This window comes from Natronosalvus rutilus (assembly GCF_024204665.1).
GTDB lineage: Archaea > Halobacteriota > Halobacteria > Halobacteriales > Natrialbaceae > Natronosalvus > Natronosalvus rutilus.
On sequence record NZ_CP100355.1, the window covers coordinates 1,327,609 to 1,341,224 of the forward strand.

Below are 13,616 nucleotides of genomic sequence, written 5' to 3' on the forward strand. Positions count from 1 at the left end.
TAAGATATGAATAACATCCTTTCGATGAGGTCTCGCTCGGTGTAGTTAACCCGACCGCTCAATCCTAATCGAGCAAGGCAGTCCGATAGCCGAATTGATCCACGAGAAATACGGTGTCGAAGAGATCGTATTTCTCGTTGAGTCGATGCAGAAACGCAGCTGCCGGATCGGTGCCATGCCGACCAAATAACACGACGTCGAGAATCAGCTTCGTTTCGGTGTCTATTGCAGCGTGCAACCAAGACTACTCGCCGTTGATCTTAACAGCAGTCTCGTCAACCGCGACCCGCTTCGGCTGCACCTCAGGCGGGTCGCACCCGCTGTCAGCCAGCCGATGCACCCAATTCCAAACCGCTCCATGTGAACGTTCAACGCCTAATTCCGCCAAGATTGTTGTTGTCTCACGGAGCGAACAACCGATTTCGTGGAGGCGGACAGCGAACGCCCTGACGGGCGTCGCCGTCCGCTCGTTCTCCCATGATTCTTATAAATCCGTGTCATAACACTTGCTGAGCAGGTCTGCGAGCATTCTAGTCCATTCACTCAACGACCTGCTCGTTACTCAAACTGGCTCAATTAGACAGTGCCAGTATACTCTATCTTTTAGAGATCTTTAGAGACACGGCCCAGGTCATCGTTAGTGATGCCTATATATGCAGCCAGAACACCCATAACTGCCCAAAATGAAAACATTGACGGCATTTTCATCATCTGTGGTTGGAACATTAGCTGTGAAAGAACGCCAACGGTCCCTGCTAAAGTTGCGATTATAATCAAAGCACGTTTCTCATCAGTTTCGTCCAAGATCGCCTGAATGGTGCCTACGAAGATGAGTAATAGTGCACCCGAATACAGTGAGAATCCAATAACCCCGGTCTCTGCGAGCAATTGGATATACCAATTATGTAGGTGGTAGGAGGTTCGAAGACCAATATCTTCACTTACGAAGTAAAAATTGGCAGCTCCAATTCCTGTAATTGGGTATTGTAGGGCCAAATCAAGACCGAGAACATACTGATGCACTCGAATACCAAGATTTGTAGCATCGAACAATGGAATATTCAACCCATCTAAGTGTACCATGAAGTCAGCAACATCCAGATATTTCTCTCCTTCTATCCCAGGGGTATTTGCTCCATCTGCAGTTTGCGATCCAGTATCCGAACTGGCCTCTGAACCAGACGATCCCCCTTCTGTTTGTGATCCAGTATCCGAATCGGCTTCCGTCTCTGATTCAGTAGAACTGACATTTGGAACTCGAACCGTTTGTCCAAATCCTGAACTTGGTATGAAGAGAATCAAGAACATACCAATAGTCGTGATTGCACCTTTACCAACCGTCTTCAGCTCCCTGATCTTCTTCCATTGAATTCCACCGGCGCTAATAAGTAATACTGAAAGGGCTACCAATAATCCGCCTCGAGCAGCATCCCAGCCGCTCATGCGATGAACAAACAACATTAAACATACGACAAGGAGAAGGCCGATCCTCTCTTTTCCATCTTTTTGCAATGCAAATACCAAGACAATTGGGATTGTGAGCGTCAATAAGACAGCTAATGGGCCGCCAAACGTGAGTCCGTTCACGAATGGCCCGGTATAAAACGCACCGATCGGGCCCAAAGAGACTTCCGCAGCAGGGGCACCTGCGCCCTCGCCTAAGTAAGGGACGCCAATCGGCCCACGGTTAAGAAATTGTATTATTCCCAGAAAAACATGGGCAATCACTGCAATACATAGTGTAGTCAGTGTCGAAGTGATCGACACTTTTCCACTAGCAATCGCAGTCATGACGATAATTGATATTAAGAGTGCAGTCATAGCAAAGATTACGAATAGTATTGTCATATCTGGTCGTGGACCAGGTGCCAAAATCGCCCCCAATCCTGCCCAAACAATAAATAGGGCAAAAAGTTTCTGTGGTCTCCCAATTTGAATACTATCTTCTGACACCAATCCATATGTGACTAATATAATGATCGGAATATGGACGAGCCAAATATTCGGCCCAATCCCTGCCAAATGATATTTCGAATCTCCAAGGGGAACATTCATAGATATTGTCAGGAATACAAGCATCCCGGCATAGGACCCAGAGATTATCTCTTTGTAGTACGCACAAACGACTCCGTAGAAGAGACCAATAACGCCTACTGCAACCAGCTGGTTATATGGGCCTCCAATAAATGGCTCCAAGAATACCGCTAAAACAGGTGCCAATAGAATTACCCCGATAGACAGGACCGTGCCAAAAATAATTACCTGTTGAGATGAAGGAGGTCTTTGAGAAAACAGATTTTGCAATATCTCTCTAGCGCTGACCATAGTGGATAGTGAAATTGATGCGAGAAAAATATATTGATATGGTAATTGAGCAGGTCTGTTCGCAGTGAATATTATTACTGATCCACTGTGGCTGCCTCATTTGGGCAAAATCATCTCCGGAATTTGCCACATATGCTGAACGGCCTCACATGAGATAATGGCCGAGGATTTCAAAGTATAAGTTCTTGCACGCGTCTGACCGCCTATGGGAAGCGCTGACCAATCGAGCGAAAATATTCTCGTCGTTTCGACCACTGACCGAGGAAAGAAAATAACGCGGCCATTATCTGCTGTCGGTGTCGAGCCATCGTACTTTCAGATAGAGGAAATGTCCGACGTCCCTGATTTGCATCAGACCATCCAAAACCTCAAACCGGATGTCGTGATTGTTGACTCACTGAGCTTCGGGGGTGTGTCAGTTGCATTATCCTGCCTCATATCTTCAACTCCCTACGTCATCCGGGTTCGAGGCGATCCAGTTCGAGAACACCGTGGATGGGTACTGACCCACACAAAAAATGGGGAGTTCTCGAGAGCACTGAAGCAGATTCCCCGATATATCGGAACAAAACTCACGCTCCTGCTCACAAATAACTATATCTTCGTTTCAAACCACCTCAAAAACCGATACGATGCAACCGGCGATAGGTCTGAGGTCGTCCGTACGCCGTGCTTCATGCTTGACGAAACTTCGAATGGGTGTGGCAACCACCTTGACCTCGACAAAGACGTGAAAGACCATGTCGTGCTAGCAGTAACGAACATGAATTATCCTGCGAAGGTTGCTGGCCTCCAAGACGCGCTAGATCCAATCTCGACAGTTCTTGAAAGCCGTGGTGATACAACGATGCTTGTCGCAGGAGACGGCGCATACTACGATGAGATTGCCGAGCAATGCGAAAACCTCGAGGGGGACATTCGGACACTCGGGTATGTCTCAAACATCGAAGCACTCTTCGAGCGTGCCGACGTTTTCATCCACTTCTCATATCTTGACGGGTACCCCTCGACCATACTGGAAGCCTATGCCTCCAAAACGGCTGTCCTCGCAAACGACGCCGTCGGAATGAGCGAACAGGTTGTCGACGGCGAAACCGGCTACTTAATTAACCTTTATGAACCGGCAGAGGTCGTCGATCGCCTGAACGCCCTTTTGAGATCCTCCGAGACACGCGAGGAGTTCGCCGAGGCGGGAAACAAACGTGTTCGCGAGATCAATACGGCGGAAGCGGTCGGTGAACAGTTCCAGTCATATCTCTCTCGAATCTGCTGATGAGCCAGCAAGACACGCGCCATTTCCGAAATCTGTTCACTGGCGGTGGCATTCTGTTCGCTGGCTTTGTGGCCGAGCTCGGGTTATCACTCTTTAGTAAAATAATCATCGCTCGATACCTCGGAAAAGTAGACTATGGCGGTATTGCTCTCGGTGCGACGATGGTCGCGATCTCTAGTACGATTGTCCTCGCCGGGATGCACACCGGAGTCGCGCAATTCCTACCTCGATTCGAGGATTCAGATGACCGTCATGGAATTATCTTCTCTGCGTTTGCCGTCGTCGGCGGTTTCTCCCTCGCACTCGCATCTGGGATATTCCTGTTCGCGCCCACTCTCGCAGAGACATTCTTCCATAATCCAGAGCTTGCTCCCGTTCTTGCCATCTTCGCACTTGCGATCCCCGTATCGGCGTTGATGCGGGTCGCTATCGGCGTAAGTCAGGGATACCAGCAGACGCTTCCGAAGGTGCTGACACGGAACCTTTCGTTCCCAATCGTGCGGTTCAGTGGCGTTGCCATCGTTGCACTCTTCGGATTCGGGCCGTTGGGGATCGCAGGTTCGTACGTACTCGCGTACGCGTTGTCAGCCTGCATTGGGGTCTGGTATGTCGTTCGGAAGACCGCGTTCTCAATCTCGGTTCCAGACCGATTCCATGCGGCCTCACTGATGTCCTTCTCTGCCCCGCTGCTACTGACCTCAGCACTGACGTTGGTGTTGTCGGACATTGACACGCTCATGCTGGGGTACTTCGCCACGGAGGGCGACGTCGGTGTGTATAACGTCATTTATCCGATTGGCGTCCTCCTGTTGATGTTTCTCCGATCGTTCCGCTTCCTGTTCCTTCCAAAAATCTCTGAACTTGATGCAGCAGAGAGTTACGCCTCAATGCGGCGGCAGTACTACCTCGTCACGAAGTGGATCTTTCTCACGACGACTCCCGTCTTTGCGGTCGTCGTCGTCTACCCAGAGACCATCATCCAGATGCTGTTTGGGGCGGAATATGCATCTGGGGGCCTCGCACTTGCCATTTTGACTGGCGGATTCTACATTCACGCCGTCTTAGGACTGAATGGAACTACGCTCACGTCGATCGGACGGACACGACTCATCTTGTTCGATAATTTCGTAGCTGCAGGGGTCAACATCGCACTGAATCTCTGGCTCATTCCACGCTACGGTTTCGTTGGAGCCGCAATCGCGACGACCGCGTCATATGTTCTCATCAACGTGTTGTACTCGGCTCAGTTGTATCATCTACGGTCCATCTGGCCGACGACGGGGCGGGTAACTCTTGCTGTGGGACTCACCCTGGCGCTTATCGGAATATGGGCGGAAGTTGAAGAATTGATACAATCAACGCTTGGAAGCACCATCACGCTTACCGTTATATTTGGACTGTGCTATGTCTCCATAGTGGTGGGGGTTGTAGGTATGGAGGACGAGGAAACGGACCTTGCCCTCCGTGCAAAAGACGAGCTCAGAGGGAGAGTGTTGCGGTTCTTTGAAGGATAATTAGGATCTGCCACAACGCCTTATTTTTCAGTCCCGATTCAGCCAACTCGCGTCAGGACTATCCGTTACCAGTGCCAGCGGGGACCAGGCTTCGAAGGTTTCCGGTTTTGAGGCCTGCATTGTCGGTGATATCTGTGGACTGTCCGAAGTACTAGGACGGACGACCACTGATGTCATTGATAATAACCTCCGACTCGTTCAGTGTCACAATGCCTTGCGTCCGCGGCCTCCCGATGATCTATGATGATGATGATCTCAGACGGGAATTAACTGAGAATTTTCGTCCTAGTATAAAAGAGCATGATTGGGAGAACAATTCACAAACAAGTGATTGAAACATATCGGAATTACTTTTCCAATCTACTAAAACATCAATTTCTAGCAATTGATGAGTAAATTTTACCCCTAATCTTATTTGGGAGGAGTCGAAGTAAAGTTCGGAATGACATATTGAATAAATATATTGGGAGGGGAGTGAAACCACGTTTATAGAATTCCGTTTGTGTTCGAATTTCTTCTCGAGCGTACTCTAGTCCACCTCTTCGTCCGTACATATCTTCTCCAGCTCTAACCAATAACAATACTTCTGGGATGTTAGCGAATGTAGATCCATCAAGAAGCATTCTCACCCAAAGATCGTAGTCCTCCATTCGATCTACAGCACGATAATTTCCTGCACTTAGTACCGCATCTCGACGAAACATAACTGTCCCATGGTTCATCGGGCTCCGAAATTTAGCCATTTTTCCGATTGCATCATGTGTTGTCGGAACCTCTCGTTTTGATTCTGGTTGATTGGGATTTGAAGTAAATTCTTCGATATACCCACCCACGATATCTACATCTGGATTTTGCATGAAAAAGTTTAGTTGTTTTTCAATTCGTGCTTCTATAGAGATGTCATCGGCATCCATTCGAGCAATCAATTCGTGTGTACAGTTAGTAACACCTGCCCGAAGTGCGTTTCCTAATCCTTTGTTACGCTCTATCTGATGAGTTTGAATTTTTGTTGGGAAATCCGCACGCCAATTCTCAATAATCGATTCTATAGTATCTGTCACCGGGCCATCTTTAACAATGAATACTTCTGTCGGGGTAATGGTTTGATCTGCTAAGCTAGCAATAGACTCGGATAATGCAGATGGGTCATCCCTGCTATAAGTGGGAAGCACAACTGAAACATCTGGGTACTTCATGAGGTGCATCTATTAGTACTATTAGTTAAATGGTTCTGCTGTAACTCTGGGGCGGGGGGGGGGCACTGTCTAGTTTAGCACTTTGATCTGTCTGTCGCCTAAATGATCAATCTGGTCGTTGTGTGTTATAGTAATGTACGGGCTGTTCAAGCCACTCTCCGACGCTCGCACCACTTCCTACCCGCAAGTTGTGGAAGGTAACTCTACCAGATACACATGAATAATTGATCCGCCCGCGTAGTACTGAGACATGGTGGCGACTGAAACCCAAATGAATGCCCTGTTCAACCTCGCTAAGGAAGTCCACGAGTATACTGACCATCACCTTCAGTACCTCCGCGAGTGTCGATGTTGTCTGTGAAAATTCACGATACGCGAGCTGTCTCCCATATGTCCGCTGCGACCTTCCACACTTGCCGGATGACGATCTTCACGTCGAACCAAAACGACTGCTGACGAATGTACTCGAGGTCGTAGCGCAGCTTCATACCGGGGTTAGTACTCTTTACGTCATTGATCTGAGCTAACCCTGTCAACCCTGGCTTCACGAACCAGCGTTTGCGCCAGGCAGGTGTGTCTTCCTCAAGCAGAGTTTCCTCTTCGGTCCAGGCAGCCCGCGGGCCGACGACGCTCATCTTCCCGACGAAGATCGACCATAGCTGAGGCAGTTCGTCTAGGTGTGTCCTTCGCAACACTCGACCGACCCGCGTGATCCGTTCGTTCGACTCGTCTTCGACGGGCTCGGCGGAGTCTCCCTCGGGAACCATCGACCGGAACTTGTAGACGGGGAACGTCTCACCGAACCCTGCCGTGCGGTGCTGTTTGTACAGCACTGGTCCCCGGCTGTCGAGTTTCACAGCCACTGCAATCACTACCATCAATGGCGCGAATACAACCAGACCCACGAGGGCAAACATCACGTCGAACAGCCGCTTGAACACGTGATCGAGTGGGTCCCAGGGCTCGAGATCCACGTCCACCAGCTCCCCGACATCGTCGTTGTTCACGAGTACGCTCGAGGCGTACTCACGGTGGACTTTCGCCTCGACGCCGTGTTCGTGACAGGCATCCAGCGCGCCGAAGAACTCAGCGCGGTCGGCCCGGAAGAAGGCCAGGACGACGGTGTCGACGTCGTACTCGACCAGGATATCCTCCAGCCGGGACAATCCGCCAAGTCTGGTCATCGCACCCAGTCGGCCATACTCTTCGATAGCCGCTTCGACATCCGCGAGGCGGCCTTCCTCAACCGTCCCACCGTCGGTCAGGATACCGTCGACTTCCGCCTCAGATTGACCGGCTACCGTAGGACGGGTCGGGCACAGGTAGCCGATCACGGGTGCATCGATGGCGGGTGCGACCCGTTCGATCTGGTGGAGGTCGTCGCCGACGATCAGCGTCCGACCCGTCTCGCCGGCCGGCCGTCGGCGCACCTGGAAGAACCACACTGGTACTACGACGGTAAGAATCGCGACGGTCATCGTCAGCGTCTGGCGGGGCAGCCGGTGGGACCACTGGAAGTACCCGAGCGTCGCGAGCGCCAACCCGGCCACGAGTACGCGCTTTTCGGCGATGAAGATCGTGTCGAGCGCTCGCCGGGGCTGTGGTTTATACAACGGCAACAGCGCCCCGATCACGGCCATCGCGCTCAGCGCCACTGCCCAATGCAGCGACGCCCCGTAGAGGACTGTCGGCTCGAGGCGATTGAACAGCGGCACGTACGTCGTAAAGATGTGCTGTGGAATTGGATGGTTCGCGATGAGGACAGCAGTAATCGTCAGGGCGAGTATCCCGCCTGCGCTCACGATTCGGTACTGCCATCCCTTCAGCATCTACGTAAGGCACCCGTGTTCTGAATATATATGTCTTTGGAAATTAATGGATTTCTTACACCAATCCACATAACGATTGTGGTCGTTCGGTTGTTTCACTCCGCTCACGTGAGACGAGAATCACGTTGGTACTCATTAGCTTGCTCCTGTATATTTTCACGCAAGTAAGGAAGTCTCGTGAAGAGCTGTCCATGGTCACACGATTATGGAGACGACTGCGCCGATGACAGTCGCCACCTCCTCGAGTCACGGCTTCGATTCGTTCGCATCCCCGGGTCGAGCACATGATCAGCAACCCATTCATATGAGTTGGAATGATAGCTTGTTAATTCGCGTGCACGATATGGTCTTTTCAAAAGCTACCCCAGGTGACTTTCTGCTCGCAAGAGCAGTGAACACGGCGGATAATCACTCGTTTTGAGCGTTCCAACCGTAGCGCGTAGTGCGCAACACCTACTTTGTGATGTCACATGATGTACTTGTTGGCTGATCTTAGTTTCCTTAATCGACTGGTCTCTGGATTAAGTGCAGACTCAGGGCGGAATTGAGAACCCCGGTAGGTCTGCTTCGCGATAGCGACAGTGCCGTCCTGTGGCCGAAACATCTGATTCGGGAAGGCCCTCGAGAGCAGAAGGGAGCGTCACGTCGCTCGAGTCCGTGTGTGACCAACGCGAGAACAGACAGCGACGAGCTGTGTCAGCGTCGTCGAGCAATCACCAACGCAACCGTCAGGACTGCAACGAGCGCACTTGAACCTCCGAATCCAGGGGCCGTCTCCGCATCGCCGCCACTACCTGCAAAGGGGGCTTTCGCTCACGCCGTGTCGATCTCAGGGAGCACGAACCGAAGATAGTACGCCTCGCGGGTGTACGCGGCATCCATCGACGGGGCCTTCTCCTGCACATACACGCGCGTATCAACGAGTTCCTCGTCGTAGTGGACGATTAGATCACCCGTCTGGGCCGACCCCATATTCTGGATGTCGCCGATGGCCAGTGCGCCGTACAGTTCGAGTTCGCCGTGCATGTACAGGGTCGATTCGGAGGCGTGCACGTACCCCGTCACGGTAATTTCGTCGGGTTCGGCACTCTCACCGCGTCGTTCTTCGCCCGCGTGAATATCACCGGCGACAAAGACCCGCACGGCGGATGCCCGATGGGGGTTGCCAGCGGTTTCGATCCGGACGTCATCGCCCAGCTCGAGGTCGCCCGTCACGTAGATCTGCAGATCGTCATCGGCGACGATCGTCGCGTCTGCGAGCGTGAGATTGCCAGCGACGAACAGCGAGGTGTCGTCGGCCAGCCGGAGGGTCTCATCGCTGACCTCGAGGTCGCCGCTCGTGTGGTAAGACCCGCCGGCTTCGAGGGCGGTCAGATCCGATGCTCCGATCGGGGCGCCCTGGGTCGACTCTTGCGCGGCGATGACGTCGCCCGTGGGCACCGGTACGGAGACGTTGTCGGCGTACTCGACGATCTGGTCGTCTCTGAGCCAGGGACCGGGAGTGATCGACTTGCCGGAGACGACGCGCTCGACCTGGAGGTCGACCGTACCCCCACCACCGGCCGCGAAGTGCAGTTCGTTCGGCGAGCGAATCGTCGCGTTAGCCCCGCGATTGACCCCACCGTAGGCCCCAGCCGAGGAGGCGTAGCTATCGACCCACAGACGGTCGATCTCGCCGACCGTCACGCCAGGCTCGGTCTCCCCGAAGGCGATCGCCGACGAAACGGTCGGCGGCCGTGGCGCGTTTCCCCCTTCGAAGACCACCTCGACGGTCTCGGCATCGACCAGTCGTGCATCACCGCTCCCTTCGAACGCCTCGTACCAGGCCGGCGCGTACGCGCTGTGGACGGTAAGGGTCACGTTGGCGGTCGGATCCTCGACCCGAATCGCCGTCGTCCCCGTCCGTTCGAGGTCACCAGAAAACGTCTCGCCGGCAAGTCGCGGCACTGTAATCTGCGTCGCCCGCTCCCGCGTCTCGACGGCCGGCTGGCGGATCGCCCGGCCATCGTGCACCACGAGCCCGCCTTCGTACACCAGGTCGTCGGTCATCAACCGCCCCATCGACTCGTTGTACACTTCCTGGCCGTCGACGCTGATCACGAGCCGACCCCCCTCGACCCGCTCGTACGACTCTTCGACACCAACCGCCTGGCGATCGCCTTCCCCCAGCGAGGTAATCTCGTGGGCGACCGTCTGCATCTCGAGGCGATCCCGCTCTGTCTCGGCTTCGTCTTGCACTAGCTCGAGACCGCTGACTCCCACCGTCGCGATCGCCGTGGCTCCCACCAGTACCATCCCAAAGAGGAGGACGACCCCGAGAACCTCCGCCTGTGCACGCCCCATAGCGTGTCTGCCCAACGGTGGTATACATACACATTATGCCGAGTTTAACATTCTGCAAATCGAATGGGTTGCCTAACCGAAGGAACAACACGGGTAGGCGGCCGAATGGACTGTCCAGGACGCTCGAGCGACGCAATCGTCACGAGAGCTACGAGTCCGGATCGACGAGTTCGGCCTGCCCGGCGGTCCCTTCGACCTCGGTCACGCGGACGGTCGCCTGGATGCCCATCACTTCTTCCTCGAGAAAGAGGACGAATCCGCCGTCGGTTTTGCACACGAGCGTCCCGTCGGGCTTCTCGTCGACGATGTCGACGGTCAGTTCGTCGCCCGGTTCGGGCTTTCCGCCGAGGGGTTCGCCGCATCGCCAGCACTCCGTATCGTACGCTGGCGTCCCTTCAGGCGCGTTGTTCGCGCCACACCTCGGCGTATCGCATTTGATGAACGTCTCGTGTTCGCCTGGTAGATAACGTCCCACGCTCTCACTGTCGAGAGCCAGGAGCAAAAAGGTCGTTCATTCCTTGAAGAGTCCCTTCGCGCTGGTATCGATAACGATAATTCACAGGTCTGCGAGCTCGTCTGCCAGTTCGTCGCCCTGCTCGAGAACGGTTTTCGATGTCCGGATCGCTTCTGCATCCTGCCGACCGAGAACGGTTTTCAGGGTATCGAATTCGATCTGGTCCTCGAGGTAGAGTTCGGTGACTGCTTCCTTGAATTGGGCTTCGTTCTCGATCCCCTCGATGTACTCTTGGAGTGCTTCCTTGATGACCTCGGTCCGATTCTTGTGAGCGACTTTGGCGACGAGATCTGCCTTCTTGATCAGTTCGTTCGGCAGCCTAATGTTGACTCTCCTGGTTCCCATACCAACACCTCTTGTACGTACGTTGTACTCGCGTCTGTGTAATTGCTTCCCTCGCCACTACGTTTCCGTGTCGGCGAGTTCCGCTTGGTCGGCGACCTCACTAATCTGGATCACTCGGTCGGTCGCTCGGACCCATGACGTCGATCTGAACTCCCGAAGCACTGTCGACTGGACTCTATCGTCCTCGGCCCCATGGCTCGAACGATCTGTCACTCGAGGCGCGTCCGCTCGAGACAGAACCGCTCCGCCTCGGCCGGCTGATCGTCGAGAAGGCTCGCCGCTCGCGATGGCGGTCGGAAGGCGGCGCGGCCGGCGTACGGCATCGCGTAGGCCTCGCTGACTGCCTCGGTGTTCGCCAGGGTGAGGCCGTCGGTGAGAAAGCGCTCACGAGAGAGGCCGTAGCAGATGGCGGCGTCCGACGCAGCCGTGACGACGCCGACGTCGGACAGGGCGTTCTCCGTTCCCTCTCGGTCGACGAGCGACGGACGGCTACTCGAGCCCGTGAGGTCCGCCCCGCGGAGCCAGAGGTCGAAGCGGGCGGCTGGATCGAGCCCGTCGTCCTCGAGCGCGGCCAGTTCGTGGAGTTGCTCGGCGAAGCCCGGGTAGCGCAGCGTATCGAGCGTCGGGGCGTCGGACTCGACATCGGTGATCGGAATCGAGAGTTGGCGACTCTCTCCGGGCGATAACGTGGTAGATTCGCTGTGACCGAGACTGACCTCGTCGAACGCCGCCTCCCCCAGCGAGCGGTCGACGAGTGCGGCTGCCTCCTGTGCGGGCATATAGGACCCAGGATCGAACGGGACCGCGACCGCGGCGCGGATCTCGGCGTCTTCGCTGTCAGCGGGCGTCTCGATTTGAAGTTCAAGTTCCTCGTCCTCGAGGAAGTGGTCGCGATTCAGCGCGTGAAAGCACGTGGCCCGATCGGTCACCGCGCTGGCGTCCGGGTAGTCGCCGTCGGCGTAGCCACCGAGATCACCGAGGTACGTCCACGACCCATCGTGTGTTCGAGCCGACAGCCGGTGGTCGGCGTACCCGAAGCCGTCGCCGACCACCCAGAGATCGAACGCCTCGTCGGCTGCGAATTCGTCGCGGCTCGCGATCGTCGCCGCGGAAGCGTACTGGAAGCGATCCCGGGCGATCGTGAAGGTGTTGATGGCGTCCCCATCGGGCTCGGCGCCGGGGACGTTCGGCACGAAGGGATCGAAGCCGGCCTCCGTCGGCACGTAGCCGCCCCGGATGTACCACCCGAGCCCGCTCGCGCCAGCCGAAAGCGCCGTTCGAATCGTCATCCCAACCGTCTCCCTGTTCGGCGTATGGTTCGGGTTGACGGTGTGGCTCTGGGCGAGATAGAACACGGGCCGATCGTCGAGGACGCTCCGAGCGTTCGAGATGAGACTGTGGAGGGCAGCGTTGGCCCGGGCCGGTTCGACGTCCTTGTCGAACCAGCCCCGGTAGAAGTCGGTGAACGCGAACGCCGGGGCGACGTCACGTGCATACATCCCCTGGAGGAGGTCCTCGAACACCTCGGGGCGCTTCGAATCGATGATGTACGGAAAGTGGACGAACAGCCCAACGTCGAGCTCGTCGTGAACCGATTCGACGGCATCTTTCTGGGCGGCGAAGATCTCCGGCCCCAGCTCGAGCAGGTTGTCGACGGCTTCTTCGGTCCACTCGCCACCAGGAACCCACTGCCCGATAACGGGGGCCTCCTGCCAGAGGATTACCCGTCCGCTATCGAAGAACTCACCGTGGGCACTGACGACCGACTTCAGCCACTCGAGATGAGCCTCCCGAGCCTGTTTATCGTTCACGAACTCTTCAGCGGGGATTTCACTCAACAGTCCCGTATTGAGCCAGACATCCAGACCATACTCGTTCGCCGACTCGAGGGCCGCGGTGAACGCCTCGGTGTCGGGGCCACTCGAGGGGGAGACGACCAGCACGACTGCGAGGTCGTGTCGCTGGGCGAACGCGAACAGGTTCTCCCGAACGGTCTCGTCTACCCATTGCCCGCCCGTCAGCCAGAGGAAGTCCTGGCGAAATTCGGACGCGTCGGCGACCGGTGGCGAGTCGAATCGGCGGTGAGCCAGGCCACCGATTGCGCTGAGGCCGAGACCAGCGGCTAGGGTGAGCGAGCCGCGACGCGATAGACGAGTACCGACGGCCGACAATTTGGAGGAATCCTCGGGCATGCGTACCAGTGACGTCGACCACAACACCCGTGACCTTGAGAGTTAACCACGCAGGCAACGGCCCACTCCCTCGTCTCCGCTGTAG

The 13,616-nt window shown here is 55.3% G+C and carries 9 protein-coding genes and 3 pseudogenes; 2 read left to right on the forward strand and 10 right to left on the reverse strand.

Going from position 1 to position 13,616, the window contains the following annotated elements; translation table 11 throughout:
• Nucleotides 1–17: 17 nt before the first annotated feature.
• Both NGM29_RS06375 and NGM29_RS06380 read right to left on the reverse strand, forming a co-directional pair.
• Nucleotides 18–529, reverse strand: a pseudogene (locus NGM29_RS06375) (IS6 family transposase); the annotation flags it as partial.
• A 74-nt stretch (nucleotides 530–603) separates the two neighbouring features.
• On the reverse strand, nucleotides 604–2,325 hold the full coding sequence (locus tag NGM29_RS06380) for an O-antigen ligase family protein (RefSeq protein ID WP_254159600.1): 1,722 nt from the start codon (nucleotides 2,323–2,325) through the stop codon (nucleotides 604–606).
• 205 nt (nucleotides 2,326–2,530) lie between these two features.
• Between NGM29_RS06380 and NGM29_RS06385 the strand changes: the two genes are divergently transcribed.
• Entirely contained in the window at nucleotides 2,531–3,598 is a 1,068-nt protein-coding gene (locus NGM29_RS06385; protein WP_254159601.1) for a glycosyltransferase family 4 protein, read from the forward strand.
• On the forward strand, nucleotides 3,598–5,112 hold the full coding sequence (locus NGM29_RS06390; protein ID WP_254159602.1) for a flippase: 1,515 nt from the start codon (nucleotides 3,598–3,600) through the stop codon (nucleotides 5,110–5,112). Before NGM29_RS06385 ends, NGM29_RS06390 begins: the two co-directional genes overlap by 1 nt.
• A 371-nt stretch (nucleotides 5,113–5,483) precedes the next feature.
• Here NGM29_RS06390 and NGM29_RS06395 read toward each other — a convergent pair whose 3' ends face one another.
• The 8 genes and pseudogenes from NGM29_RS06395 to NGM29_RS06420 form a co-directional block, all read right to left on the reverse strand.
• A complete protein-coding gene (locus NGM29_RS06395) occupies nucleotides 5,484–6,308 on the reverse strand; it encodes a glycosyltransferase (protein WP_254159604.1) in 825 nt (274 codons plus the stop codon).
• A 106-nt stretch (nucleotides 6,309–6,414) separates the two neighbouring features.
• A pseudogene (locus NGM29_RS21425) lies at nucleotides 6,415–6,504 on the reverse strand (IS6 family transposase); the annotation flags it as partial.
• 169 nt (nucleotides 6,505–6,673) lie between these two features.
• Nucleotides 6,674–8,137, reverse strand: coding sequence for a sugar transferase (locus NGM29_RS06400; protein ID WP_254159607.1), 1,464 nt, complete (start codon nucleotides 8,135–8,137; stop codon nucleotides 6,674–6,676).
• Nucleotides 8,138–8,833: 696 nt separating this feature from the next.
• Nucleotides 8,834–8,905: pseudogene (locus NGM29_RS21430) on the reverse strand (PGF-CTERM sorting domain-containing protein); the annotation flags it as partial.
• 45 nt (nucleotides 8,906–8,950) lie between these two features.
• On the reverse strand, nucleotides 8,951–10,480 hold the full coding sequence (locus NGM29_RS06405; protein ID WP_254159609.1) for a DUF7289 family protein: 1,530 nt from the start codon (nucleotides 10,478–10,480) through the stop codon (nucleotides 8,951–8,953).
• A 148-nt stretch (nucleotides 10,481–10,628) separates the two neighbouring features.
• Nucleotides 10,629–10,955: a TRAM domain-containing protein gene (locus NGM29_RS06410; protein ID WP_253432978.1), complete on the reverse strand. Its 327-nt coding sequence runs from the start codon at nucleotides 10,953–10,955 to the stop codon at nucleotides 10,629–10,631.
• 81 nt (nucleotides 10,956–11,036) lie between these two features.
• Nucleotides 11,037–11,339, reverse strand: coding sequence for a ribbon-helix-helix domain-containing protein (locus tag NGM29_RS06415; RefSeq protein ID WP_254159610.1), 303 nt, complete (start codon nucleotides 11,337–11,339; stop codon nucleotides 11,037–11,039).
• 209 nt (nucleotides 11,340–11,548) lie between these two features.
• Nucleotides 11,549–13,531 (reverse strand): hypothetical protein, encoded by a 1,983-nt coding sequence (locus NGM29_RS06420; protein ID WP_254159611.1) that lies wholly within the window; start codon nucleotides 13,529–13,531, stop codon nucleotides 11,549–11,551.
• Between the last annotated feature and the right edge of the window lie 85 nt (nucleotides 13,532–13,616).